Below are 24,143 nucleotides of genomic sequence, written 5' to 3' on the forward strand. Positions count from 1 at the left end.
CTCAATCCTGCAGCAACACGCCAGGCGCCAGGCGCTGGTCGGGGTCGAAATGCGTGGCCAGGCTGCGCAGCGTGGCCATACCCAGTTCGCCCTTCTCTGCTGCCAGATAAGGGGCGTGGTCACGACCGACGCCGTGCTGGTGGCTGATGGTGCCGCGATTCTCGGCGATGGTGCGGCTGGCCGATGCTTTCAAGCGCTGCCAGCGCGCCATGGCCTCGGCGTAGTCGGTACCGGGGCGGAACACGTAGGTGGTGTAGATGCTCGAACCTTCACCGTAGACATGCGACAGATGGGTGAACACGTGCACCCGCTCGCCGTCACTGGTCAGCTCGTCACGCAGGCTGGCCTCAACCTTGTTCAGCAGGTTGTCGACATTCGACCAGTCGGTGGCGGTTTCCAGGGTATCCACCAGGTAGCCGCGCTCCCACAGGCCATGACGCAGGTAAGGGAAGCGAAAGCGGTTCTGCTCCCACTTCTTGCCCAGCAGGGTGCCGGTGAACACGCCGCCAAAGCCTTTCAGCAGGCGCCGCGCCTGTTTCAGCGAGGCGGCGTTCTGCACCCGGCTGCCGGTGACGCCGAAGGTCAGCATGCATTTCTCGTCACGGGCGCCGCGCAGAGCCAGGTATTTCTCCAGCAAGGCGATCTGCTGCGGGTGGCCGGCCAAGGCCAGTTGGGTGCGGGTTTCGATGGCATTGGACAGGCGCAGCATGGAGAGCGGCACGCGTGCCTGAGCCAGGCTGCGAATGGCACTCAGCGCCTGCTGCCAGTTGGGCAGGAACACCGCGTAAAAACGCTCCTGCTCGGCCAGGCGACTGATGCGCACGCGCACCTCGGAGATCACCCCGAAGCGCCCTTCCGAGCCCATCACCAGCTCGCGCAGATCGGGGCCGGCGGCCGACGCCGGGAAGGTGGGAATCTCCAGAGTACCGGCAAAGGTTTCCAGCTTGCCGCCGGCGAACAGTTGCTCGATGCGCCCGTAGCGCAGCGATTGCTGGCCGCTGGAACGGCTTGCGACCCAGCCGCCGAGGGTCGACAGCTCCCAGGACTGCGGAAAGTGGCCCAGCGTGTAGCCACGGGCGCGCAGCTGGCTTTCCACCTGCGGGCCATTGGCGCCGGGGGCGAAGGTGGCGATCAGGCTGTCCTCGTCGATATCCAGCAGGCGCGTCATGCGCTCCAGCGACAGGGTCAGCACCGGGCGCTGGCCGGCCTGCGGGTTGATGTGGCCAGCCACCGAGGTGCCGCCACCGTAGGGAATCAGGGCCACGTCATGCTGTTGCGCCCAGGCCAGCAGCTCGCGGATCTGCTCGGCACTTTCCGGGCAGGCGACGCCATCGGGAAACAGACCGAACTCGCCGGAGCGCATCGCCAGCCAGTCCGGCAGGCTCTGGCCACGGGCATGGCGCACGCGCACCTCGGCATCAACGCAGATCAGCGGGTTTGGGGCCAGACGCGAGGCCGGCACACGCGCCAGCGCGTCCTGCAGGCTGGCGTCGGCCAGGCGCTGCCCCGGCCCGATCAGCTCGGCGAGAAAGGCCTCGCCATGGGCCGGCAGTTCCACTTCGGTCGCCTCGTCTCCCCATCCGTTCCAGCGTCGCATCGCATCCCCCATTCCGATCAGTACTTATGGCTGCCTATACTAGCCAGCCGCCGATCTCCGTCACTGTCGAATCGGGACAAGCGTTATCGCCAATCAAGACAGGCATCGCAGAACAAGAAGAATCCATGGAAAACCTCGGCTATACCTCGGTTCCCGCCCTGCTCAAGTACCTGCGCCAGGCCGAACAGCTCGGCCTGGACATCGACCGTGCCCTGGCCGCTGCCGGGATTGCCGCGCAGGACCTGGCCGATAATGGCAAGCGCATGCCCAGCGAGGTGCATGAGCGTCTGCTGGCGCATCTGATCGAGGTGTCTGGCGACCCTTTGTTCGGTCTGCACTCGGCGCGTTTCGTCCAGCCCGGCTCGTGGAGCGTACTCGGCTACATCGCCATGAACTGCGCCACCCTGGGTGAGGCCATGGGCCGCATCGTGCCTTACGAGAAACTGGTGGGCGACATGGGCACCAGCCGTATCGAAGCCGCCGAGGATCACGTGCGGCTGATCTGGAGCTGCCGTCATCAGGCACCGGACGTGCGCCGCCATATGGTCGAGAACGTGCTCGCCTCCTGGCTGCTGTACGCCCGCTGGATCGCCGACTCCGAACATTCGCCGCGCGAAGTCTGGTTCGAGCACGCGCAACCGGCCGCCACCGAACTGGCCGAATACCAGCAACTGTTCGGCTGCCCGGTGCGGTTCGAACAGCCCTGCAACGCCCTGCTGGTGCCGCTGGACTACCTCGGCGTGCCGCTGCGCCAGGCCGACGCCAACCTGCTGCGCACGCTGGAAGAACACGCCCTGACCCTGATGGCCGGGCTGGACGACAACGAGCCACTACCGCGCCGAGTGAAGAATGCCCTGCGCCTGCTGCTCAAGGACGGCCTGCCGCGCAAGGAACGGGTGGCGGAAAAGTTCGACATGACCGTGCGCACCCTGCAACGACACCTGCAGCAGGCCGGCACCAGCTACCAGCAAATTCTCGACGAGCTGCGCCAGGAGCTAGCCGAGCATTACCTGCTGCGCAGCGACCTGGCGATCCAGGACATCGCCAGCTACCTGGGTTTCACCGAGTCACGCTCGTTCCACCGCAGTTTCAAGGGCTGGACCGGGCAGACGCCGGGCGAGTTTCGCGAGAGCCGGCGCCGGGACAACGCGCTGGGCTAGCGCGATGGTCGGAAACGCCGCGCCAGCCAGTAATCCAGGCTCAACCAGCGCCCTGCCCCGCTGAAGAACAACGCCACCAGCATCACCAGGTAGGTAGCGGCGAACTCGATGCCATTGTTCAACACCACAAACTTGCCGCTGCCGGTCAGCCAGTCGTAATTGCCGTGCTCACGCAGAATTGCCCGCGCCCGTTCGAGCTTCTCCGCCGCCGCCAGCACGCGCTCATTGGCAAAGGGCGCGGATGGGTCGGCAATCGCCTGCCAGCCGTAGGGCCAGTGCACGGCGAAGATCGCCACCAGCATGGTGACGATCAGCGGGATGCTGATCCAGCGCACGGCAAATCCGAACAGCAGCAGGATGGCGCCACCGGCCTCGGTCAGCGCCGCCGCCCAGGCCAGCAGCTCGGAAAACGGTAGGCCGAGCCCCCAATCCGGATTGCCGAACCAGGCGGCCGTGGCGTCGATGTCCTTGAGCTTCTGCATGCCGGCCATCCAGAACACCGGCACCAGATACAGGCGCAGCAACAGCGGGCCGAGAAAATCCAGGCGCCGGCTAGCCTCCAGTGCATCCTGGAAGCGATTGAGCAAAGTGATCATGGCGGTCAGTCCTCGGAAAACGGAAACCAGATATCGCGCGCCTGCCAGTCATCCAGCAGCGCGCGGGCGTTAGCGAAATAATTGCGATCAGCGGCCAGGCCATGGGCCGTGGCCAACTCCAGCTGCGCCTGCACAGCTGGCTCGCCAGCCTGCAGGCGCAACGCCAGTTGATAGGCGAATGGCGCCAACTGCATGAAGCGCACCTGATCCTGACGATCACGCCAGACCAGCAGGCAGGTCGGCTCGGCCGGTGGCTGCGTCGGGCAATGATCGGCACCGATCCTCTGCACCGGCCAGCAATAGGCCAGCGGCCAGGCCAGTGGCGACCAGCCTTGCGCGGGCAACTGCGCGTCGCTGACATCCAGCGCCAGCTCGACCCACTCGTAGTGCGCCAGCTCCAGCATGAACGCTGGGTCGTCAGGCTCGGCGCGATAACCCTGCTGCAGCCAGGCAATGAACTCCTGGCTGATCTCCAGAAAGTACGGTGTGCTCGCCCGATGCTCGGCGAAGAAGGCGCGCAGCAGCCGCTGCCAGCGCTCGGCTCCGAGAACCCCGCGCAGCACCGGAAAGGCGCCGCCGACCAGGCTGGCGACGTTGTTGAAGAACAGCTCCTCGTAGATCGCCATGCGCTCGCCGCTAATGCCCGGCAACGGCGGCTGCGCCTCGGGCCGGCGAATACGCGCGGCAAAATCGCGCTGCGATTGCACGCCTTTCATGTGCCGTATCTGCTCAGCGGTTGCGCAGCCTGCTGCAGGCTGCGGATATGCGCCAGCTCGGCATACAGCTCGGTCAGCGGCGGGAAGTTGAAGTCGCGCTCCAGCAGCGTCGGGCGTACGCCATGCTGCGCATAAGCGCTGCTCAGCAGTGCCCACACCGGGTCGATCACCGGCGCGCCGTGGGTGTCGATCTTCAGGTCTACCGCCTGGTCGTAATGCCCGGCGACGTGCAGATAGGCGATGCGCTCGCTCGGCATCGCGGCGATGTAGGCCTCAGCATCGAAGCCGAAGTTCAGGCTGTTGACGTAGACGTTGTTGACGTCGAGCAGCAGCTGGCAGTCGGCACGCTCCAGCACCGCGCGAACGAAGTCTGCCTCGTCCAGCTCGCCGGGCAGGCGCGCATAGGCCGAGACGTTCTCGATGATCAGCGGCCGCTCCAGCACGTCCTGAACGACGCGCACGCGCTCGGCGATGCGCAGCACCGACTCTTCGGAAAACGGCAGCGGCATCAGGTCATACAGTTGCCCCTCGTCGGCACAGGCCGACAGGTGCTCGCTGTAGGCCAGCACACCATGCTCGTCGAGAAAGCCCTTGATGGCGTGCAACAACTCCAGATTCAGCGGCGCGAAGCCGCCAAGATTGAGGGACAGACCATGGCACAGCAACGGCCGACGCTCACTCAGAGCACGCAGTTGCTTGCCCAACCGGCCACCGACACCGATCCAGTTCTCCAGCGCCACTTCGAGAAAGTCGGCGCCGCTGGCCTCATCGCCGATCAGCTCAGCGAGCAGTCCGCGACGCAGGCCGAGACCGGCGCCGGTGAGGTTTACGAGGTGCATGATCCGCCCTACCCTCGCCCTTACTCGCTCTTCTCGCCGCCGCACTTGCCTTCGCCGCATTTACCCTCGGCATCGGCCTTCTTCTCGGCACCACACTTGCCCTCGCCGCACTTACCTTCCTTGTCGGCTTTCATCTCGCCACCGCATTTTCCTTCGCCACAAGAACCTTCCTGAGCCTTTTCGGCAGCAGCCAGGCTGTAGCCGCTGGCCAGTTCCTGCGCAGCGAAGGGGTTGCTCGCGGCATGGGCAGTGAACGCCATGGAAGTCAGCAGCGCAGCGCCCAGGGTGGCAGTCAGGGTATTGAGTTGTTTCATGGCATATCTCCATCAGTTTCGAATACGACGCCAGGTTGGCGCCCTCGCAGCAATTGACGAGGCAGAGATGCGGGCGTTACAGCGGGCGAAAAAAGTTTTTCGCAGCCCGGATGAAATCCGGGAGCGCTTTGCCCGCTACTAGTCGCGGCTACGACTGCATGGATGCAGGAGGTAGAGCGAAGCAGGATGCCAGAGCCGAAAGCCCCTCCCACAGGCACAGGAACATTCACCGCACCGTGGGAGGCGCTGAAGGGCACCTCTAGAAACTACCTGCGTTGCCATCGCTGCGTTAAAAACAGGCTCAGAATGCTCATTTACAACACGTAAACCCGAATGCGGGCCCAGCGCCTTCTTCGCCTGTTTGTGCCTTGCGCTGACTGCCTCGCCTACGTTTTTAGAGGCGCCCTTCAGCGGCGAGTCTTTCGATAACCATTAGCCCGAACAGCCAGCGCAAACGGTGGATGAAAAAAGCGTCATCCACCCTATGCGCTGCAGCTCGGTATCGACCGTTGATGTCGACACGTTCCCTCGCGTGCCTTGCACCTTTCCAGTGCCTTTGTGTATACGTATCCAGTAGTAATGAAAGCGTGAAGTTTGAAGGTCAAGCGAATACGCGCTGGCGCATGCTTCACGCTCTAAGTCATTGAAAGGTTTAAATTTCCCTGAGTTTAAAGCTGTCATTTTTCGGAGTTATACCGCCTTCCATACTATTGGATTAGCACGGAAGACTATCTAATCACTGCTATGTTTGAGGAAGAATTTGGGCATCTGACTATGAACTCTCATTTGGTAACGCAGCGGCCAACTATCTATGCTGACATGAACGTTTTTCGGTACGTCGCTTGTGGTGATATTTCCTTTGTCGATCCGGAACGTTTCATTTGGGTTTATTCGCACGTCCACCTCGATGAGATATGTCGAAACGGTAATACCGATGCTCTAGACGGCATGAGAGCGCTGAAAGCCGTTGAAGTTTGTGATGTCCTGAATGAGCATTTCCAGTCTGCAGGGGACATTAGGGAAGGTCTGAAGTAGCCCTGTATTTCCGGTCAACTTCAGCCCTCGCTGCTTTTGAAAGCGGGCCGTCGATCAAAATCGACCAGGTAACCCGCTCAGTTCTCCGTTTTTGGCCGCCGCGAGCACCTCGCAGCAGCCATTTTCCGCATTACAGGCGTACCTCTCCTGCGGTAGTCAGCAAATGTCGGCGCGCCATCCATAGGTTCGACAGCGCGAACAGCGTCACCAGTTGAGCGGTGTTCTTGGCCAGGCCACGGAAGCGCACCTTCACGCAACCGAACTGGCGCTTGATCACTCGAAACGGGTGCTCGACCTTCGCTCGCACTTGTGCCTTGGCCTTCTCGATCTTGCGCTTGGCTTTGTACAGGGCGCTGCGTTTATCGAGCTTCTTGTAGGTGCTGCGGCGTGCTGCGACCTGCCAGATCACTTCGCGGCCAGCATGTTCGGGGCGCTTTTCGACGCCGGTGTAGCCGGCATCGGCGCAGACGACGTTCTCGTCACCGTGCAGCAGTTTGTCGACCTGGGTGATATCCGCCACGTTGGCTGCCGTGCCTACCACGCTGTGTACCAGCCCCGACTCATCATCCACGCCGATGTGCGCCTTCATGCCGAAGTAGTACTGATTGCCCTTCTTGGTCTGGTGCATCTCCGGGTCCCGCTTGCCGTCCTTGTTCTTGGTCGAGCTCGGTGCGTTGATCAGCGTGGCGTCGACGATCGTGCCTTGCCGCAGAAAGAGACCGCGGTCGCCCAGGTAGCCATTGATGACGGCCAAGATTCCTGCCGCCAGCTCGTGTTTTTCCAGCAACCGCCGGAAGTTGAGAATGGTTGTTTCGTCAGGGATGCGCTCCAGGCTCAAGCCCGCAAACTGGCGCAGAATGGTGGTCTCATAAAGCGCCTCTTCCATCGCCGGGTCGCTGTAGCCGAACCAGTTCTGCATCAGATGGACACGCAGCATCGCTATCAGCGGATAGGCTGGCCGGCCACCGTCACCCTTGGGGTAGTGAGGCTCGATCAGCGCAATCAAGCCCTTCCATGGCACCACCCGATCCATCTCGATCAGGAACAGCTCCTTGCGGGTCTGCTTGCGCTTACCTGCGTACTCGGCGTCGGCGAAGGTCATCTGCTTCATCGGGATACTCGGGCAACGGAATCGGCGTATTTCACCAGAAACGGGGAGTCTTCTTCAGGGTTTCCCTAACAATGCAGGAAAAGAGGACAGATTTATTTATGGCACAGCAAGCAACCCGAACAACCACCGCAAACGGTGGATGAAAAAAGCGTCGGCTACGCGCCCCGATCCACCCTACGCCTGAGAACGCAACCAAGCCGTCCAGCAAGCACACGGCTCACCCCTGATTACGCCGATCCTGCGCCAGGCGCTCGGCCAGGGCGTCGAGTTCGGGTAACTCCTCATCCGGCATCTGCCGGATCACCGCCTGGGTCAGTTTCATCTGGCGGATAAAACGCCGGCAGTTGCCGCACATGGCTAGGTGCGCGCGTACGGCCAGGCGCTGGCGCAGGGTCAGTTGGCCGTCGAGATAATCGCTGGAATGAGCGACCAATTCCTTGCAGGTCAGCATTGGCCTGTCTCCTCGAAATGTTCCAGGGTGGCAAAGACTTTCAGGCGTGCCCGGTGCAGCAGCACACGGGCATTGGAGAGCGAGATGTCGAGAAGATTACAGATCGCCTCCAACTCCAGGCCCTGACGCTCGCGCAGTACCAGCACGCTGGCCTGCAACTCGGACAGGCTGGCCAGGGTGTGCTCCAGGCACTCGCGCAATTCGTCTTCGGTGAGCAGGGCTTCGGGGCTGTCCTGATGCCAGGCATGTGGCGCCAGCAGCCAGTGGCCGTCATCGGAGAAACGCTCTTCGCCTACCGTGCCATGGGGCGCGGCCAGGTCGTCGAGCAGTACCTCGCGACGGTTGTGCTTGAGACGGGTCTTGGCGGTGTTGGCGGTGATGGTCAGCAGCCAGGTCTTGAGGCTGGCGCGGCCTTGAAAACCTGCCAGGTTGCGCACCACGGCGAACCAGGCATCCTGCACCACCTCATCGGCATGGCGGCTGCCGACGATGGCGTAGGCCACCGCCCGCATCGCACCCTGATAACGAGCCACCAGCTCGCGGTAGGCCTTTTGCTCGCCGGCGAGCAGGCGGCCCAAGAGATCGGAATCGGACATGGAACTCCCGTAGGTCAAGCCTGCGCACGAAGCCGAACGCCCCGTGCATGTCAGGCATTCCTACAGAGAGTTCAACGCTTGCGCAAAATTACACTGCCGATCGAATAACCGGCACCAAAGGAGCTTAGAACACCCAGGCTGCCCGCCGGCAGATCGTCCTGGTTCTTGTGCAGGGCGATCACCGAGCCGGCCGAGCTGGTGTTGGCGTAGGTGTCGAGAATCACCGGCGCCTCGTGCGGCTCGGCGTCGCGCCCCAGCAGCTTGCGCGCGATCAGCAGGTTCATATTGAGGTTGGCCTGGTGTAGCCAGAAGCGCTTCACATCTGCGACGTTGAGCTGGTTTTCCGCCAGGTGTGCGGCGATCAGCTCAGCGACCATCGGGCAAACGTCCTTGAACACCTTGCGGCCCTCCTGCACGAACAGTTTGTCGCGCGCGCCCACGCCCTCTTCCGCCGCGCGGTTGAGGAAGCCGAAGTTGTTGCGGATGTTGTTGGAGAACTGAGTCAGCAGCTTGGTGCCGACCACGTCGAACTGGTGCTTAGAGGTGGCCTGGTCGGCACGCTCGATGATCACGGCGGTGGCGGCATCACCGAAGATGAAGTGGCTGTCGCGGTCACGGAAGTTGAGATGGCCGGTGCAGATTTCCGGGTTGACCATCAGGATGGCGCGGGCCTGGCCGGTCTGGATTGCGGTGGTCGCGGCCTGGATGCCGAAGGTGGCCGACGAGCAGGCGACGTTCATGTCGTAGCCCCAGCCCTGAATGCCCAGCGCAGCCTGCACTTCGATGGCCACCGCCGGGTAGGCGCGCTGCAGATTCGAGCAAGCGACGATCACCCCGTCGATATCGGCAACGGTCTTGCCGGCCCTCTCCAGCGCCTGCTTGGCAGCGCCCACAGCCATCTCGCAGAGGATGCCCCACTGCTCGTTATCACGTTCGGGAATGCGCGGCACCATGCGCTGCGGGTCGAGAATGCCGTCCTTGTCGATGACGAAGCGGCTCTTGATGCCCGACGCCTTTTCGATGAAGGCCGTGCTCGATTCGCTCAGCGCCTCGACCTCGCCACGGGCGATGGCCTCGGCGTTGTCGGCGTTGAACTGCTGCACGTAGGCATTGAAGGACGCCACCAGCTCGTCGTTGGAAATGCTGTTGGCCGGGGTGTACAGGCCGGTACCACTGATCACGACGTTATGCACGGTCATTCCTCTTCTTGGCCGCTGGCGGCCTCAGGCAGTAGGCCGGCGACAATGGCACCGGCCGAAAATCGGGGGACTAGGGCCAAGCTCTGACGATGGTTGGCTCCGGGCCCCTGAGTGTGCCACAGGGCAAAGGGGTTCGTCCTCAGCCCTCACGAGTGTCTATATGGACAGAACATGACCCGATATAGCCGTTTGGTCTAAAGTCTTATCTCGATCTACCTACCTGGAGCTTGAATGAACCTTTCTCTGCTCAGCCGCTATGCATTTTTTGCGTTCTGCGTGCTGTTCACCCTGGCCAGCCTGCCCTTCCTCGCTCATGAATGGATATGGCCGTTCACCCTGCTCGGCGGCGTGCTCAGCCTGATCGGTATCGGCGATCTGTTGCAGACCCGCCATGCGGTGCGCCGCAACTACCCGATCCTGGGCAATATCCGCTATCTGGTCGAAGGCATCCGCCCGGAGATTCGCCAGTACCTGCTCGAAGGCGATGCCGAACAGCTGCCCTTCTCCCGCGCCCAGCGCTCGCTGGTCTACGCCCGCGCCAAGAACGAAGGTTCGGACAAACCCTTCGGCACTCTGAGCGACGTGTACCAGAACGGCTTCGAGTTCATCAGCCACTCGATGCGCCCGGCGCCGCTCACCGATCCGTGCAGTTTTCGCGTGGAGATCGGCGGGCCGCAATGCAGTCAGCCGTATTCGGCCTCCCTGTTCAACATCTCGGCGATGAGCTTTGGCTCGCTTAGCGCCAATGCGATTCGCGCCCTCAACGAGGGGGCGAAGCTCGGCGAGTTCTACCATGACACCGGCGAGGGCAGCATCAGCCCCTACCATCGGGAGCACGGTGGCGATCTGGTGTGGGAACTGGGCAGCGGCTACTTCGGCTGCCGCGCCTCGGACGGCCGCTTCGACCCCGAGCGTTTCGCCGCGCAGGCAGCCAGCCCGCAGGTGAAGATGATCGAGATCAAGCTCAGCCAGGGCGCCAAGCCGGGCCACGGCGGCATCCTGCCCAAGCACAAGGTCACCGAGGAAATCGCCAACACCCGTGGCGTGCCCATGGGCGAGGACTGCATCTCGCCGTCACGCCATAGCGCCTTCTCCACGCCGACCGAGCTGCTGCAGTTCATCGCCCAGTTGCGTGAGCTTTCAGGCGGCAAGCCGGTGGGGTTCAAGTTCTGCCTGGGTCACCCCTGGGAGTTCATGGGTATCGTCAAGGCCATGCTGGAGACTGGCATCCTGCCCGACTTCATAGTCGTTGATGGCAAGGAAGGCGGTACCGGCGCGGCGCCGCTGGAGTTCACCGATCACCTCGGCGTGCCGCTGCGCGAAGGGCTGCTGTTCGTGCACAACACCCTGGTCGGCAGCAACCTGCGCGACAAGATCAAACTCGGCGCCAGCGGCAAGATCGTCAGTGCCTTCGATATCGCCCGCGTGCTGGCCATCGGCGCCGACTGGGCCAATTCGGCGCGCGGCTTCATGTTCGCCATCGGCTGCATCCAGTCGCAGTCGTGCCACACCAACAAGTGCCCGACCGGTGTGGCGACCCAGGACCCACTGCGCCAGCGCGCACTGGTGGTCGAGGACAAGGCCCAGCGCGTCTATAACTTCCACCGCAACACGCTCAAGGCGCTGGCCGAGATGCTCGCCGCCGCCGGCCTCGACCATCCTTCACAGATCGATGCCAAGCATCTGGTGCAGCGCCTGTCAGCGACCGAGATCAAGCTGTTCGCCCAACAGCACGTATTCCTCGCGCCGGGTGAATTGCTCAGCGGCGAGATCGGCGGTGAGTTCTACCAGCGCATGTGGCGCATGGCCCGCGCCGACAGTTTCGAGCCGGCACCGGCCTGACGGGGCACTGACACAGGTTGCCGGTGCTGACCCGCGCAGCGCGTGGATCAGGGCGTATCGGGGCGAATGTCGAAGCCGCCCTTGTTCTGGCTGACGATGCGCAGGTACTGGGTTTCCCCGGCTTTTACCGGCACCGCGACTTCACGCAGCAGGCGGCCCATACCGCAGAGGGTGTCGTCCATGCGATCCGGGGTGATGCCGACGACGCGCGTGCCAGGCGGCACCTGGAAGGTCGCGACCTCGCCGACACCGATGCGCGCAGCGACCTTGCGATCCACCTCGATGGCCACGTAGCAACCGCCGCCCATCATGCCGAAGTCGCGGTTGACCACGATCTGCGCACCATTGGCCGGCGCCTGCTGAAACGCCAGCAGGCGATCATCCGGCACGGGTTTGACGTGTTCGGGATCCCCGCGATACGACGAGCAAGCCGTCAGCAGCAGCAACGGTAGTGCGATAAGAAGCGAGCGCATGAAGCCCTCCATGGGTAAATGAGTGCCGCCTGAGTATTGGTGCAGGAAAGCCGGCGGGCAAGACAAACCCGCCTGCATCAGCCCTGAGCCGAGCGCTCGGCCAGGGCACACGCGCCTCAGCCCTGCAGGCGTTTGATCAGTCGCGCCTGCAGCGCCTCCAACTCGACCGGGTCGGCCTTGCTGGCGGCGTGAATGCCCAGCCCCTCGCCCTCGAAACGCGGGATCACGTGCATGTGGATATGAAACACTGTCTGCCCGGCAGGCGCGCCGTTGAACTGCGCAACCTGCACGCCAGCCGGCTGCAGTTCGTCGACCACGGCCTGGGCGACCTTCTTCACCACGGCCATGACCTTGGCCAGGCTGGCATCGTCGATCTCGAGAATGTTGCGCGCAGCAGCACGCTTGGGAATGACCAGGCTATGCCCCCTGGACTGCGGGAACAGATCGAGGAAGGCCAATACATCGTCGTCTTCGTACAGCTTGTAGCAGGGCAGATCGCCGCGAATGATCTGGGCGAAGATGTTCTGGGAATCGTAAGTACCATGCAGGCTCATGCCGATGGGCTCCGTGCCGGGTGGAAGAAAACTCGCACCATACCGCCTCGCTCGCACACAGGGAACCAGGCAGGATTGTCCAAGTCGATGACTATTAGCAGTGGCATCGATTTCCCGAGCGCAGTCCACTCGTGCTCTGATTGCCACTTCTTCGGCCCATTCGACCAGGAATCGCCATGACCGACATCCGCTCCTTCCCCATTATCCACAAATGGCCCGCCCAGCATCCCGAGCGTCTGCAGCTGTATTCGCTGCCCACGCCCAATGGCGTCAAGGTGTCGATCATGCTGGAAGAAACCGGCCTGCCCTATGAGGCGCACCTGGTCAGTTTCGAGCGTAACGAGCAGTTCAGCCCCGAGTTTCTCTCGCTGACGCCGAACAACAAGATTCCCGCCATCCTCGACCCGAACGGGCCGGGCGGCCAGCCGCTGGCGTTGTTCGAGTCCGGGGCGATTCTGCTCTATCTGGCGGAGAAGACCGGCCAGCTATTGGCGCAGGATGCCGCTGCCCGCTACGAGACCCTTCAATGGCTGATGTGGCAGATGGGCGGAGTCGGGCCGATGTTTGGTCAGCTCGGCTTCTTCCATAAATTCGCGGGAGCCGAGTACGAGGACAAACGCCCGCGCGACCGCTACGTCGCCGAATCCGCACGGTTGCTCGGCGTGCTCGATCAACGCCTGCAGGGGCGTGACTGGATCATGGGTGAGTACAGCATCGCCGATATTGCCGTGCTGCCCTGGATTCGCTGCCTGGTGGACTTCTACAAGGCCGGTGAGCTGGTGCAATTCGAACGCTTCGGCAACGTACGCCGCGTACTCGATGCCTTCCTCGCGCGGCCGGCAGTGCAGCGCGGCCTGAACATTCCCGCACGCGACTGATTCACCCAGATAACGCCTTCGCCCGAGGCGCCGGAGGCCTATAATTCGGCGCCCGCTCGTCCATTCAGGTTTACCATGAGTCCTCCTTCCTCCAACCCTGCGGCCGCGTTGTCGCCGGGCGCGATCCTTCTCATTCAACTCGCCCTGGCCCTCGGCGGCTTCGCCATCGGCACCGGCGAGTTCGCCATCATGGGCCTGATGCCCAACGTCGCCGCCGATCTTGGCGTCAGCGAGCCGCAGGTCGGCCACGTGATCAGCGCCTATGCCCTCGGCGTGGTGGTCGGTGCACCGCTGCTGGCCCTGCTCGGTGCGCGCCTGCCCAGGCGCATCCTGCTGCTGTTGCTGATGGGCTGCTTCGCCCTCGGCAACTTCGCCAGCGCCCTGGCGCCGAGTTACGAGCCGCTGCTGATCTTCCGTTTCATCGCCGGTCTGCCGCACGGCGCCTACTTCGGCATCGCCATGCTGGTGGCCGCCTCCATGGCGCCGCCGCACAAGCGCGCCAAGGCGGTGAGCCGGGTGCTGGCCGGTCTGACCGTGGCCATTTTGATCGGCAACCCGCTGGCCACCTGGCTCGGCCAGTTCATGAGCTGGCGCTACGCCTTTGCCCTGGTCGGCATCATCGCCATCAGCACCATCGCCATGGTGGCGATCTTCCTCCCGGCTGACCCCAACGAGCAGCGCAGCAGCCCCTTGGGCGAGCTGCGCGCCTTCAACCGTGCACCGATCTGGCTGGCGCTGGGCATCGGCGCCATCGGCTTTGCCGGGATGTTCTGCGTGTTCAGCTACATGGCACCGACCCTGCTCCACGTCACCCAGGTCGGCCCCGGCTGGATTCCGCTGGCCATGGGCGTGTTCGGCGCCGGCTGCATCGTCGGCAACAGCGCTGGCGGCTGGCTGTTCGACCGCCTGCGCCTGCGCGCCGTGGCCTGGATTCTGGCCTGGAGCACGCTGGTGCTGCTGGTCTTCCCGTTCGCCGCGCACAGCCTGTGGACCATCCTGCCAGCGATCTTCGCCCTCGGCACGATGATCGCCCTCGGCCCGGCGCTGCAGACTCACCTGATGGACGTTGCCACTGGCGCGCAGACGCTCGCTGCCGCCTCCAACCACGCCGCGTTCAACGTCGCCAACGCGCTCGGCCCCTGGCTCGGCGGCCTGGCCATCAGCGCCGGTATGGGCTGGACGGTGACCGGGTACATCGGCGCTGCCACAGCCATCGGCGGCCTGATTTTGTTTGTCTGGGCGTGGCAGGTGCAGCAGAAAAACGCAGCGATCTGAACAGGTGCGTGAGGTGTCTCGGGCAAGGTATCTTCTACCTCCCGAGCCACCAACGAACCCGCCCGATGATTGTTCAGCGTTTACGCGTCGCCCTGATCGCCACCACTCTATTCAGCGCTATGACCGTCCAGGCACAGGTAGAGGTCGAAGCCAATGCCGGCCTGCTGGCCGTGAAGATTTCCGAAGAAATCGTGCCGGGCGATTACGAAAAACTACTGCAGGGCTTGCGCGCCAACCCGGGCCAGCACAAGCGCAAGGTCGCCTTGCTCGACAGCATCGGCGGCAGCGCGCCGGAGGCCATCCGCATGGGTCGCCTGCTGCGCGAAACCGGCTTCGAGGTGCTGGTGCCCTCCGGTGGCCTATGCCAGGGCAGTTGCATCTACCTGCTGGCTGCCGGCAAAAAGCGCACCATCAACGGCCATGTCGCCCTGCGCCGCCCGCCCTTCCCGGCCGGAGACTCGGCATTGGCGCAGGCCGCCCATGGCCGCCAACCGTTCAGCCCGGCCACGTACTTTCGCGACATGGGCGTCGACGTGCGCCTGGCCGAAGCGATCTACCAGGCCCCGCCCGGTCGTTTGCATCTGCTGAGCAAAGAGGATCTGGCGCGCTATCGCCTGCGCTAAGGTCACCGCCAAGAAAAACGCCGCAGGCCCTGCAAGGCTTGCGGCGTTCTGGTTTGCCCGTGAGGCATGGGTGGCTAGAACAGCCCCAGCCCCCAGGCTGCGCCGAACAGCACCAGGGAGAAGCCCCACATCCACCACAGCGAGTAACGGATGTGCCGGCCCAGATCCAGCCCGGCCAGGCCCAGCGCCAGCCACAGCGCGGGCGAGAACGGGCTGATAAAGGTGCCGATGATATTGCCGATCATCAGCGCGTAGACCACGCTGGCCGGCTCGACGCCTTGCGCGCCGACCACTTCCAGGGTTACCGGCAGCAGGCCGAAGTAATAGGCGTCGGTGCTCAGCAACAGCTCCATCGGCAAGCCGAACAGGCCCAGCACGATATGCATCTGCCCGACCATCGGCTCAGGCAGTACTTGCGCCAGATCCTGGGCGATGGCGGTGAGCATGCCGGTGCCGGCGAAGATGCCGAGCATCGAACCCGCCGCCAGGATGATCATGCCCATGCTCAAGGCCGCGGGTGCGTGCGCCGAGATGCGCTGCATCTGCACCTTGCCACCGGGGTAGTTGATCAGCAGCGCCAGGCATAGGCCGATCATGAAGATATAGCCGGCCGGCAATACGCCCGAGAACAGCGACACCAATACGGTCAGGAACAACCCGGCATTGACCCAGAGCAGGCGCGGGCGCTCCAGTTCTAGCTCCTCGGCGCTCGGCGCGTGCAGGGTGCTGACGGTTTCTACCAGTACGCCTTCATCATCACCTGCCTTGCCAGCGGCGATACGGCGCTGCTCACGCCAGCCCAGCAAGACTGCCAGGGCGATCAACAACACCACGCCGAGGCCCTGAATGATGATCAACGGACGCCAGAGCTCGGTGACTTCGATACCGGTCACCGCCGCAGCGCGGCCCAGCGGGCCGGCCCAGGGCAGCATATTGAAGATGCCCGCCCCCAGCGCCAGCAGCAGAAGCATCAGGTAAGGGCTCATGCGCAGTTGCTTGTACAGCGGCAGCAATGCAGGAATGGTCAGCAGGAAGGTGGTGGCGCCGGCACCGTCGAGGTGCGCCAGCATGCCGATGATGGCCGTGGCCACGGTCACAGCAATGACATTGCCACGGGTCAGACGCACCATGCCATTGATCAGCGGGCGGAACAGTCCGGTGTCCTGCAGCACGCCGAAAAAGGTGATGGCAAACACGAACATGGTGGCGATGGCCGTCACACGGCCGATGCCATCGGTGAAGAAACCGGAAATCGCCTCGGGGCCAAAACCTGCGGCCAAGGCGCCCAGCAGTGGTACCACGATCAACGGCAGAACGGGCGACATACGCCCGACGAGCAGCAGCACAACCAGGCAGCCGATGGTCAACAGACCGATTAGAGTCAACAAACCGCTTTCTCCTCTTTTTCTTGTCAGGCACGCGAAAGGCGCGTGCGGAGGCTAAGAGGCGAACCTTTCAGTAACCTTTAGGCGTTGACCACCGGGCTGGGGTAAATGTCAGGGGATATTACGTGCGCGCAAGCAGGAGGCTGGCCTACCCCTTGAACGCCTTGACCCGTTCCAGCCAGGCTGGATCGAGCCGCGTCTGTTCGATGTCCAGCCCCTGCTGCTGCATTGCCTCGCGATGGCTGTCGATCTCACGCACCATCTGACTCAACTCGCTGGAGTTGCCATCGAGCTGGTGCATCTGGGTCACCCCCAGGTGATAGAAGCGCAGCAGCTTCATCGCGCTTTCATCGCCCTGCTCCACACCCGCCTTGACGTGATGCATGACATTGGTGACACGCATCAGGCTGCGTTTGAGACGCCAGCCATACACGGCAGGCGCCATGAACGGCCGCGACCAGAGTTGCTGGCGTACCAGGGCGATGGTCAGGCCCAGGCCGACGAGTACCCCGAGCAGGTTCCATGTGAAGTTATCGCCGCCTGGCGTGCCGAATACCTGTGTGCTGGCGGTGGCGCAGAGCATTGCCAACGCCAAGAAAATCAGGGCAATGATCAGCGTGCTGCGACGCGTCTGCTGACGGTAAAAGGACGGATCGATAGGCTGAATCTCGAACATGCGCAAAGGCTTCCGATGATGGCAGGTGGTGGGGAAAGCCTTATAGGGCGCAAGGCCATACCTGTCCATCGTCTTTATCGTTCACGACATTACCTCTGGAGTTAGATATGGAGGTGCAGAGCAGCCTGGGCCAGCTCACCGACAACTCGCAGCAACTGTTGGGAATGGCCCGTGACGTGACCGCACGCGCGCGTCTGACGCAAAGCGACCGCACAGTGCAGGTGGCCACCGCGATCAACGAGCTGGGCTCGATCGTCAACGAAATCGCCCGCAATGCCGAGAACGCCGCCATCGAGGCGGCGCGGGCTGGTGAACAGGGCCGAGGCTTCGCCGGGGTGGCCGATGAGGTACGTACCTTGCCCAGCCGCTTCGGCGCCTCCACCGAAGAAATCCAGCAAGTCATCGATCGTCTGCAAAACGAGTCACGCTCAGCCGTCGAGGCCATGGCCAAGGGCCAACGACAAAGCGCGCTGTCGATGCAACTGGACAATCTGGTCGGGCGATTCCGGCTGTAACCGGGACGCTATTGCGACCTGGCAGAGCGCACCAACAGATCCTCGTCGATGCGCTGCAGCAGGTAGTCATAGAAGGGGTTGGACGTCGCCCGCTGCAGGCTGTCCAGCCCCACCACCAGCACGCCATGCTCGCCTCGCGGTGCCAGCGTACCCAGCGCCACGCCGTAGGTCTCACCCGCGGCCGGATCACTGCCATACAGCGGATCGTCAGGCGGGAACGGCAAGGCGACATGCGACAGCGAAAACAGCTGGCTCGGGTACTCCACGCCCAGCGATACACGCTGTATCTGCTGGCTGCCGGCGGGGATGCGGCGGGCTTCGACCGCACGGCCCTGCTCAGCCGCCACAACGACCACGGTCAGATCGTAGTCACGCTTGGCCGGGGGTAATAGCTGTTCCAGCAAGCCGCTCATGTCGGCGCGCAACAACGAGCCGGCCGCCTGCGAACGATTGATGTCGAAGATCACCAGCTCACTGCCATTGGCCGGCAAACGCTGGAACAGATTGCGTACCACGGCCGGCGTGCTCACCGTATTGTCGGCCAGCGACTGAAAGGCCAGCACCGGCGGCAGTCGGGACAAGCGGCCATCGGCCTCGGCGGCATCGAAAGCATTCTGCACCTCGCGCGTCAGCTCGTAGGTCTGCCGCGCCGCGTGTACCGGAAAGGAGTTGTACTTGAACGGATTGAACTCCGGCAGCACGCTCATCCACGCCGATTTGGCGAAGGCCGGTAAAACGGCTGGCAAGGCAGCCAAGCCTGCGTAACGCGCGTAGCTGGTGACACCGATCATCGGTGAAATCAGCACCAGGCGTTGCGGCATGGCCAGACGCTCGTCCTCCAGCGCCGCCAGGCTATAGCGCAGCGCCAGCGCCCCACCATTGGAATAACCGATCAGATACAGCGGCCCGTCTGGCACCTGGCGCCGCGCTTCGCGCACAGCCAGACGGGTGGCGGCCAGCCATTGCTCCCAGTGCGCAGCGGTGAGCGCCGCCGGCACCGTGCCATGTCCAGGCATGCGCGGTACCACCGCGAGCAAGCCCTGCTCGCTCAGGTGCCGGGCGATATGGCGCAGGCTGTAGGGTGAGTCGGTGAGGCCGTGCAGCACCACCACCACGCCACGCGCCGTACCTGGCGGCTGCAGGATAAAGGAGCGGTTCCAGTCACGCGGCAGATTGCCGGGATAGACCGGGCTGTCGCTGGCGTAACGGCTATACGGCGCCGTACCCGAGGTCGTGACCGGCTCGATCAACTCACCCTGCAGGCGCTTGAACAGGGCCGCCTCGGCAGCCACATAGGTCTGCCAATCGCCCTCGTCCAGCTCGCCAGTCTCCAGCTCCTGCGGCACCAGACGGTGCCAGGGCTCCAGCTCGGGCAACGCTGACAGCCCGGCGATGCGGATGCCCAGCAGGGCCGCCACGATCAGCAATAACACCACCAGCGTCCAGGCAATCACATCACGCATGCGCGGTAAACGCATCCAGCGCCTCCCCAAGGAAATCTCTGGCCGGGAAAACCGTCCCGGCGACCGGCTCGGGGGACTGTAGTGCAAAGCGACGCCCCACCACCACTGGGTTGGCCTTTAAGGTCAGTATCAGTGCCATGCGATTCAGCAGGCTGCGTGATCTGGAAGCAGGCCAGAAGCGCTGGATGAACTGAGCAGGCAAGCAACGGGCACCGCTGATAGGCTGCGCACATGAATCTCGCCGCTCAACTCCAGATACTCATTGCCAGCGACCCACAGCGTCTGCGCATCCTGCAGCAGGTGCGCGAGCTCGACCTGCCCGATTGCTGGGTGGCCGCTGGTTTCGTGCGCAGCGCAGTCTGGGATCACCTGCACCAACGCACACCATCCCCGCTGCCGGAAGATATCGACGTGATCTGGTTCGACCGCAGCCAAACCGCCCCCGCTCGCGACGCTGAACTGGAGACGATCCTGCGCCACAGAGACGAATCGCTGCAGTGGTCGGTGAAGAATCAAGCGCGCATGCATCTGCGCAATGGCGATGCGCCTTACGCCTCGGCTACCGAAGCGATGCGGCATTGGCCGGAAACCGCGACGGCGGTGGCCGTAAGGCTCGATGAACAAGACAGGCTGGAAGTCGCCGCGCCGCTCGGCCTTGAGGATCTGTTCGGCCTTATCGTGCGCCCGGCCGGGCGCTTTCAGAACGAGAAGAGTCAGATCTACCAACAGCGCCTGCATGACAAGAACTGGCTGGCCACCTGGCCAAAGTTGCAGGTGATTGCGTAGGGTAGATCGGGCTTCAGTAGCGACAGACTGGCAGGTGTCAGCAAAGCTTCGCCCCGGGGCGGGGCTCCTACGGTCGATAAGGCGTGGTTCCGTGCGAGGCGCTTCAGCGGCGACAATCGAGGCTGAAGCCTCTCCCACAGAGCCAAGGTCAGATACCGGCGACCACCGCGCAGAAGCCCTGCGCGCTGCCGGCGAACTGGCTGCACAGGTGATTGATGGAAGTCACCAATACCTGCTCGGGCGAGGAGATGAAATCCACCGACATCATCACGCTGAGCATGGTGATGGTGACGATGGAGAAGGTGAACAGCTTGCGCGCCCACACTCGATCATCGACGGCCTTGTAGCCCGATACGCCCATCCACAGCCAGTAGGCACCGCTCAGCGCGGCGACCACGAAGTAGCTGTAACCGGCGTAGCCGCTGAGCGTCAGCATCAGGGTCGCGACCACGAAGGCGGCGATGTACAGCACGATCTGCCGCTTGGCAGCCGAGATCCCCTTGATGACGGGCAGCACCGGAATGTTCGCGGCCTGGTAGTCATTGAAACGGAAGATGGCGATGGCATAGGAATGCGGCATCTGCCACAGGCTGAAGATCAACAACAGGATGGCCGCGCCAGCATCGAACTCGTTGCTCACCGCGCAGTAGCCGACCACGGGCGGCGCCGCCCCGGACAGGCTGCCGACCAGGGTGCCGTACACCGAGCCACGCTTGAGCCACAGGCTGTAGAGGCCGACATAGACCATGAAACCCATCAGCACCAGCATCACCGCCAGGGTGTTGGTGGCGGCGTACAGCAACGCCACCCCCGCTACCCCGAGCACGCAGGCATAGACGATGGCGTGCACAGGGGACACCAACCCCTGCGCCAGCACCCGGTTACGGGTGCGCTCCATCTTCTGGTCAATGTCCCTATCGATGTAGTTGTTGAACACGCAGCCTGAGGCGATCACCAGGGAAACCCCCAGCGCTGTCGCGAGGAACAGCGCCAGGTCGGCATCGCCACGCGAAGCCAGGAAGAAACCACCCGTCACGGAAATCAGATTGCCGAAGACGATGCCCGGCTTGGCGAGGTTAAGGTACTGCTTCAGGAGCGCCAGCATCAGTTGATCATCATGTGATAGTGCATGCTCCACATGATCCAGACCGACAGGCCGACCACGAACGCGATGATCAACACGGTGAAGATCATCGAAACGACGTTCCAGCGGCCTTCCGCGTCGGTCTTCATGTGCAGGAAGTACACGAGGTGGACGAGCACCTGCGCCAGGCCGAACAGCACCACAGTGATCAGGGTTGCGCCACGGCTCAGGCCCAGCACGTCAGGATGCATGACCAGCATGAAAGGGATCACGGTGAGGATCACCGACAGGATGAAACCAATCAGGTAATCCTTGAAGCCCACAGCGTGAGCGGCGTGATTGTCTTGGTGAGCCATTACAGCACCCCCATCAGGTAGACGACGGTAAACACGCAGATCCACACCACGTCGAGGAAGTGCCAGAACAGGCTGAGCAGCCCGACGCGGGTCTTGTTGGTGTCGGTCAGGCCACGGCTGCCAACCTGGAACATCAGCACCAGCATCCACAGCAAACCGGCACTGACGTGCAGGCCGTGGGTGCCGACCAGGGTGAAGAACGCCGACCAGTAGGCGCTGACCTGAGGCCCGGCACCTTCATGGATCAGGTGGCGGAACTCGTACAGCTCGATGCTGATGAAGGCCGCACCGAACAGGAAGGTGATGCCCAGCCAGCGCAGCACCGCGCCCTTGTCGCCACGGTAGGTGGCGAGCATGGCCATGCCGTAGGTGATACTGGAGAACAGCAGCGCGAAGGTTTCCACCAGCACCAGATGCAGGCCCGGCCTGAGCATTTCCTTCGCGGTGGGGCCACCGGCGAAGGAGTTGCTCAGCACCGCGAAGGTGGCGAACACCGTGGCGAAGATCAGCAGGTCGGTCATCAGGTAAACCCAGAAGCCGAACAGCTTGATTCCACTGGTGTCGTGGTGGTGCTCATGGCCGTGGCCATGAGCGTCATGTGGAAAATGGGGTTCGTAAGCGGTCATGGTTAGGCCTGTACGACTGCGTTGGCTTTGGTTTGGTGGTGCGCCTGCTCGATCCGCGCGATCTCTTCGGGCTGCACGTAGTAGTCGATGTCTTCGTCGTAGGAACGCACGATGAAGCTGACCACAGCGCCGACCAGACCGGCGATGGCGAGCCACCAGATGTGCCAGATCATGGCGAAGCCGAAGGCGATGACAAACGCCGAGACGATCAGGCCATTGCCGGTGTTCTTCGGCATGTGGATCGGCTCGTAGTGCTCCGGCGCTGGCATCAGCTCGACACCGTTCTTCTTCGCCTCATAGAAGGCGTCGATCTTGTCCGCCGTCGGGATGACCGCGAAGTTGTAGAACGGTGGCGGCGAGGACGTTGCCCACTCCAGGGTGCGGCCATCCCACGGGTCGCCGGTGACGTCGACGTTGTCCTTGCGCTTGATGTAGCTGGTGACGAACTGCACCACGGTGAAGACGATGCCGATACCGATCAGCACCGCACCGACCACGGCCACCTGCACCCATGGCACCCAGGCCGGGTTGTCGAAGTGGTTGAGGCGACGGGTCATGCCCATGAAGCCCAGCACGTACAGCGGCATGAAGGCGAAGTAGAAGCCCAGCAGCCAGCACCAGAAGGAGTAACGGCCGAAGCGGTCGAGCAGCTTGAAGCCGAAGGCTTTCGGGAACCAGTAGATGATGCCGGCCAGGTAGCCGAACACCGCACCGCCGATGATCACGTTGTGGAAGTGGGCGATCAAAAACAGGCTGTTGTGCAGCACGAAGTCCGCCGCCGGCACCGCCATCAACACGCCGGTCATGCCGCCGATGGAGAAGGTCACGAGGAAGCCCAGGGTCATCCAGGTCATGGCGTTCAGTTGCAGACGGCCACGGAAGATGGTGAACAGCCAGGTGAAGATCTTCACTCCGGTCGGGATCGCGATGATCGAGGTCATGATGCCGAAGAAGGCGTTGACGCTGGCACCCGAGCCCATGGTGAAGAAGTGGTGCAACCACACCACGAACGACAGCACGCCGATGGCCGCGGTCGCCCACACCATCGAGGCATAACCGAACAGGGTCTTGCGCGAGAAGGTCGCCACCACTTCGGAGAACACGCCGAACGCCGGCAGGATCAGGATGTACACCTCCGGGTGACCCCAGATCCAGAACAGGTTGACGTACATCATCGGGTTGCCACCCAGCTCACTGGTGAAGAAGTGGAAATCCAGATAACGGTCGAGCGACAGCATCGCCAAAGCAGCGGTCAGCGGAGGGAAGGCGCCACAGATCAGGGCACAGGTGATGAGGATGGTCCAGGTAAAGATCGGCATCTTCATCAGGCTCATGCCCGGTGCGCGCATCTTGAGAATGGTGGCGATGAAGTTGACCCCGGTCAGCGTCGTGCCCAAGCCTGATAGCTGCATGCTCCAGATGTAGTAATCCATCCCCACGCCGGGACTGTACTGAATCCCTGACAGTGGCGGATAAGCCACCCAGCCGGTCTTGGCGAACTCGCCCAGGCCCAGCGACAGGTTGATCAGCAGCGCGCCGCCGACGAACAGCCAGAAGCTCAGCGAGTTCAGATAGGGGAAGGCCACGTCACGCGCGCCGATCTGCAGCGGCACGACGATGTTCATCAGGCCGGTGACCAAGGGCATGGCCACGAAGATCAGCATGATGATGCCGTGCGCGGTGAAGATCTGGTCGTAGTGCTCGGGCGGCAGGTAGCCCTGCCCGTCACCGTGGGCCATCGCCAGGTGGGTACGCATCATGATGGCGTCGGCGAAGCCACGCACCAGCATGACCAGCGCAACGAGGATGTACATCACGCCGATTTTCTTGTGGTCCACCGAGGTGAGCCACTCGCGCCACAGATAGCCCCACTTCTTGAAGTAGGTCACCGCCGCGAACAGCCCCAGACCACCCAGCGCCACAATGGCGAGGGTGATCATGATGATTGGCTCGTGGTACGGAATCGCGTCCAGAGTCAGTTTTCCAAACATAT

24 protein-coding genes and 1 pseudogene are annotated in these 24,143 nt (G+C 63.0%); 7 read left to right on the forward strand and 18 right to left on the reverse strand.

What is annotated here, in order from left to right; genetic code table 11:
• Position 1: 1 nt before the first annotated feature.
• Positions 2-1,597 carry an FAD-binding oxidoreductase gene (locus J7655_RS14125; RefSeq protein ID WP_230924988.1) on the reverse strand — a complete coding sequence of 532 codons (1,596 nt, stop codon included), beginning with the start codon at positions 1,595-1,597 and terminating at the stop codon, positions 2-4.
• Between the two features lie 125 nt (positions 1,598-1,722).
• On the opposite strand from J7655_RS14125, the gene gliR reads away from it, so the two are divergent.
• Positions 1,723-2,757 carry an AraC family transcriptional regulator GliR gene (gene gliR, locus J7655_RS14130; RefSeq protein WP_230924989.1) on the forward strand — a complete coding sequence of 345 codons (1,035 nt, stop codon included), beginning with the start codon at positions 1,723-1,725 and terminating at the stop codon, positions 2,755-2,757.
• Here gliR and J7655_RS14135 read toward each other — a convergent pair.
• From J7655_RS14135 to J7655_RS14170, 8 genes are all read right to left on the reverse strand, one after another.
• Positions 2,754-3,353 carry an HvfX family Cu-binding RiPP maturation protein gene (locus tag J7655_RS14135; protein WP_230924990.1) on the reverse strand — a complete coding sequence of 200 codons (600 nt, stop codon included), beginning with the start codon at positions 3,351-3,353 and terminating at the stop codon, positions 2,754-2,756. The genes gliR and J7655_RS14135 overlap by 4 nt on opposite strands.
• A 5-nt stretch (positions 3,354-3,358) precedes the next feature.
• Positions 3,359-4,069, reverse strand: coding sequence for an HvfC family RiPP maturation protein (locus J7655_RS14140; RefSeq protein WP_230924991.1), 711 nt, complete (start codon positions 4,067-4,069; stop codon positions 3,359-3,361).
• Entirely contained in the window at positions 4,066-4,908 is an 843-nt protein-coding gene (locus J7655_RS14145) for an HvfB family MNIO-type RiPP peptide maturase (RefSeq protein ID WP_230924992.1), read from the reverse strand. The genes J7655_RS14140 and J7655_RS14145 overlap by 4 nt, the downstream gene beginning before the upstream one ends.
• A gap of 20 nt (positions 4,909-4,928) precedes the next feature.
• Positions 4,929-5,222 (reverse strand): HvfA family oxazolone/thioamide-modified RiPP metallophore, encoded by a 294-nt coding sequence (locus J7655_RS14150; protein WP_112210593.1) that lies wholly within the window; start codon positions 5,220-5,222, stop codon positions 4,929-4,931.
• 1,165 nt (positions 5,223-6,387) lie between these two features.
• A complete protein-coding gene (locus tag J7655_RS14155) occupies positions 6,388-7,368 on the reverse strand; it encodes an IS5 family transposase (RefSeq protein ID WP_230924993.1) in 981 nt (326 codons plus the stop codon).
• Positions 7,369-7,585: 217 nt separating this feature from the next.
• Positions 7,586-7,819, reverse strand: coding sequence for an anti-sigma factor family protein (locus J7655_RS14160; protein WP_041977963.1), 234 nt, complete (start codon positions 7,817-7,819; stop codon positions 7,586-7,588).
• Positions 7,813-8,415 carry an RNA polymerase sigma factor gene (locus tag J7655_RS14165; protein WP_230924994.1) on the reverse strand — a complete coding sequence of 201 codons (603 nt, stop codon included), beginning with the start codon at positions 8,413-8,415 and terminating at the stop codon, positions 7,813-7,815. Before J7655_RS14165 ends, J7655_RS14160 begins: the two co-directional genes overlap by 7 nt.
• Before the next feature lie 71 nt (positions 8,416-8,486).
• Positions 8,487-9,608, reverse strand: a complete 1,122-nt coding sequence (locus J7655_RS14170; protein WP_026041970.1) for a beta-ketoacyl-ACP synthase III — start codon at positions 9,606-9,608, stop codon at positions 8,487-8,489.
• 237 nt (positions 9,609-9,845) lie between these two features.
• Here J7655_RS14170 and J7655_RS14175 point away from each other — a divergent pair, with 237 nt between their 5' ends.
• The gene (locus tag J7655_RS14175) at positions 9,846-11,456 is read left to right on the forward strand and encodes an FMN-binding glutamate synthase family protein (protein WP_230924995.1); all 1,611 of its coding nucleotides are present in this window, start codon (positions 9,846-9,848) and stop codon (positions 11,454-11,456) included.
• Positions 11,457-11,503: 47 nt separating this feature from the next.
• Here J7655_RS14175 and J7655_RS14180 read toward each other — a convergent pair whose 3' ends face one another.
• Complete coding sequence (locus J7655_RS14180) at positions 11,504-11,929, reverse strand: 3-isopropylmalate dehydratase (RefSeq protein ID WP_230924996.1); 426 nt, start codon at positions 11,927-11,929, stop codon at positions 11,504-11,506.
• A 116-nt stretch (positions 11,930-12,045) separates the two neighbouring features.
• Complete coding sequence (locus J7655_RS14185; RefSeq protein ID WP_230924997.1) at positions 12,046-12,483, reverse strand: HIT family protein; 438 nt, start codon at positions 12,481-12,483, stop codon at positions 12,046-12,048.
• A 176-nt stretch (positions 12,484-12,659) separates the two neighbouring features.
• Between J7655_RS14185 and J7655_RS14190 the strand changes: the two genes are divergently transcribed.
• From J7655_RS14190 to J7655_RS14200, 3 genes are all read left to right on the forward strand, one after another.
• On the forward strand, positions 12,660-13,361 hold the full coding sequence (locus J7655_RS14190) for a glutathione S-transferase N-terminal domain-containing protein (RefSeq protein ID WP_230924998.1): 702 nt from the start codon (positions 12,660-12,662) through the stop codon (positions 13,359-13,361).
• A 75-nt stretch (positions 13,362-13,436) separates the two neighbouring features.
• A complete protein-coding gene (locus J7655_RS14195; protein WP_230924999.1) occupies positions 13,437-14,636 on the forward strand; it encodes an MFS transporter in 1,200 nt (399 codons plus the stop codon).
• Positions 14,637-14,701: 65 nt separating this feature from the next.
• Positions 14,702-15,259: a COG3904 family protein gene (locus tag J7655_RS14200; protein WP_230925000.1), complete on the forward strand. Its 558-nt coding sequence runs from the start codon at positions 14,702-14,704 to the stop codon at positions 15,257-15,259.
• A gap of 74 nt (positions 15,260-15,333) precedes the next feature.
• Here J7655_RS14200 and J7655_RS14205 read toward each other — a convergent pair whose 3' ends face one another.
• Together J7655_RS14205 and J7655_RS14210 are read right to left on the reverse strand one after the other, a co-directional pair.
• Entirely contained in the window at positions 15,334-16,647 is a 1,314-nt protein-coding gene (locus tag J7655_RS14205) for a CitMHS family transporter (RefSeq protein WP_230925001.1), read from the reverse strand.
• A 145-nt stretch (positions 16,648-16,792) separates the two neighbouring features.
• A complete protein-coding gene (locus tag J7655_RS14210) occupies positions 16,793-17,320 on the reverse strand; it encodes a DUF3087 domain-containing protein (RefSeq protein WP_230925002.1) in 528 nt (175 codons plus the stop codon).
• 110 nt (positions 17,321-17,430) lie between these two features.
• Between J7655_RS14210 and J7655_RS14215 the strand changes: the two are divergent.
• Positions 17,431-17,787: pseudogene (locus tag J7655_RS14215) on the forward strand (methyl-accepting chemotaxis protein); the annotation flags it as partial.
• Between the two features lie 56 nt (positions 17,788-17,843).
• On the opposite strand, the gene J7655_RS14220 reads toward J7655_RS14215, so the two are convergent.
• Complete coding sequence (locus J7655_RS14220; protein WP_230925003.1) at positions 17,844-19,313, reverse strand: alpha/beta hydrolase; 1,470 nt, start codon at positions 19,311-19,313, stop codon at positions 17,844-17,846.
• Positions 19,314-19,529: 216 nt separating this feature from the next.
• Between J7655_RS14220 and J7655_RS14225 the strand changes: the two genes are divergently transcribed.
• The gene (locus J7655_RS14225; protein WP_230925004.1) at positions 19,530-20,084 is read left to right on the forward strand and encodes a nucleotidyltransferase family protein; all 555 of its coding nucleotides are present in this window, start codon (positions 19,530-19,532) and stop codon (positions 20,082-20,084) included.
• A gap of 148 nt (positions 20,085-20,232) precedes the next feature.
• Here the strand turns inward: J7655_RS14225 and cyoE are convergent, their stop codons facing one another.
• From cyoE to cyoB, 4 genes are read right to left on the reverse strand one after another with little or no spacing between them, the layout of a single operon-like run.
• On the reverse strand, positions 20,233-21,189 hold the full coding sequence (gene cyoE, locus J7655_RS14230) for a heme o synthase (RefSeq protein WP_230925005.1): 957 nt from the start codon (positions 21,187-21,189) through the stop codon (positions 20,233-20,235).
• Positions 21,189-21,524 (reverse strand): cytochrome o ubiquinol oxidase subunit IV, encoded by a 336-nt coding sequence (gene cyoD, locus J7655_RS14235; RefSeq protein ID WP_230925006.1) that lies wholly within the window; start codon positions 21,522-21,524, stop codon positions 21,189-21,191. Before cyoD ends, cyoE begins: the two co-directional genes overlap by 1 nt.
• Positions 21,524-22,150: a cytochrome o ubiquinol oxidase subunit III gene (gene cyoC, locus J7655_RS14240; protein WP_072426019.1), complete on the reverse strand. Its 627-nt coding sequence runs from the start codon at positions 22,148-22,150 to the stop codon at positions 21,524-21,526. Before cyoC ends, cyoD begins: the two co-directional genes overlap by 1 nt.
• A gap of 2 nt (positions 22,151-22,152) precedes the next feature.
• Complete coding sequence (cyoB, locus tag J7655_RS14245; protein ID WP_230925007.1) at positions 22,153-24,141, reverse strand: cytochrome o ubiquinol oxidase subunit I; 1,989 nt, start codon at positions 24,139-24,141, stop codon at positions 22,153-22,155.
• Between the last annotated feature and the right edge of the window lie 2 nt (positions 24,142-24,143).

It is taken from the genome of Pseudomonas wenzhouensis, from assembly GCF_021029445.1.
Lineage (GTDB): Bacteria > Pseudomonadota > Gammaproteobacteria > Pseudomonadales > Pseudomonadaceae > Aquipseudomonas > Aquipseudomonas wenzhouensis.

What these genes read in the sequence shown, in the direction of transcription:
- J7655_RS14190 (WP_230924998.1), top strand. Translation starts at nt 12,660, where the DNA reads ATGACCGACATCCGCTCCTTCCCCATTATCCACAAATGGCCCGCCCAG.
- cyoE (WP_230925005.1), bottom strand. Translation starts at nt 21,189, where the DNA reads ATGCTGGCGCTCCTGAAGCAGTACCTTAACCTCGCCAAGCCGGGCATC.
- J7655_RS14175 (WP_230924995.1), top strand. Translation starts at nt 9,846, where the DNA reads ATGAACCTTTCTCTGCTCAGCCGCTATGCATTTTTTGCGTTCTGCGTG.
- cyoB (WP_230925007.1), bottom strand. Translation starts at nt 24,141, where the DNA reads ATGTTTGGAAAACTGACTCTGGACGCGATTCCGTACCACGAGCCAATC.
- J7655_RS14165 (WP_230924994.1), bottom strand. Translation starts at nt 8,415, where the DNA reads ATGTCCGATTCCGATCTCTTGGGCCGCCTGCTCGCCGGCGAGCAAAAG.
- J7655_RS14140 (WP_230924991.1), bottom strand. Translation starts at nt 4,069, where the DNA reads ATGAAAGGCGTGCAATCGCAGCGCGATTTTGCCGCGCGTATTCGCCGG.
- J7655_RS14150 (WP_112210593.1), bottom strand. Translation starts at nt 5,222, where the DNA reads ATGAAACAACTCAATACCCTGACTGCCACCCTGGGCGCTGCGCTGCTG.
- J7655_RS14180 (WP_230924996.1), bottom strand. Translation starts at nt 11,929, where the DNA reads ATGCGCTCGCTTCTTATCGCACTACCGTTGCTGCTGCTGACGGCTTGC.
- J7655_RS14200 (WP_230925000.1), top strand. Translation starts at nt 14,702, where the DNA reads ATGATTGTTCAGCGTTTACGCGTCGCCCTGATCGCCACCACTCTATTC.
- cyoD (WP_230925006.1), bottom strand. Translation starts at nt 21,524, where the DNA reads ATGGCTCACCAAGACAATCACGCCGCTCACGCTGTGGGCTTCAAGGAT.
- J7655_RS14160 (WP_041977963.1), bottom strand. Translation starts at nt 7,819, where the DNA reads ATGCTGACCTGCAAGGAATTGGTCGCTCATTCCAGCGATTATCTCGAC.
- J7655_RS14125 (WP_230924988.1), bottom strand. Translation starts at nt 1,597, where the DNA reads ATGCGACGCTGGAACGGATGGGGAGACGAGGCGACCGAAGTGGAACTG.
- J7655_RS14185 (WP_230924997.1), bottom strand. Translation starts at nt 12,483, where the DNA reads ATGAGCCTGCATGGTACTTACGATTCCCAGAACATCTTCGCCCAGATC.
- J7655_RS14135 (WP_230924990.1), bottom strand. Translation starts at nt 3,353, where the DNA reads ATGATCACTTTGCTCAATCGCTTCCAGGATGCACTGGAGGCTAGCCGG.
- J7655_RS14155 (WP_230924993.1), bottom strand. Translation starts at nt 7,368, where the DNA reads ATGAAGCAGATGACCTTCGCCGACGCCGAGTACGCAGGTAAGCGCAAG.
- J7655_RS14210 (WP_230925002.1), bottom strand. Translation starts at nt 17,320, where the DNA reads ATGTTCGAGATTCAGCCTATCGATCCGTCCTTTTACCGTCAGCAGACG.
- J7655_RS14225 (WP_230925004.1), top strand. Translation starts at nt 19,530, where the DNA reads ATGAATCTCGCCGCTCAACTCCAGATACTCATTGCCAGCGACCCACAG.
- J7655_RS14195 (WP_230924999.1), top strand. Translation starts at nt 13,437, where the DNA reads ATGAGTCCTCCTTCCTCCAACCCTGCGGCCGCGTTGTCGCCGGGCGCG.
- J7655_RS14145 (WP_230924992.1), bottom strand. Translation starts at nt 4,908, where the DNA reads ATGCACCTCGTAAACCTCACCGGCGCCGGTCTCGGCCTGCGTCGCGGA.
- gliR (WP_230924989.1), top strand. Translation starts at nt 1,723, where the DNA reads ATGGAAAACCTCGGCTATACCTCGGTTCCCGCCCTGCTCAAGTACCTG.
- cyoC (WP_072426019.1), bottom strand. Translation starts at nt 22,150, where the DNA reads ATGACCGCTTACGAACCCCATTTTCCACATGACGCTCATGGCCACGGC.
- J7655_RS14220 (WP_230925003.1), bottom strand. Translation starts at nt 19,313, where the DNA reads ATGCGTTTACCGCGCATGCGTGATGTGATTGCCTGGACGCTGGTGGTG.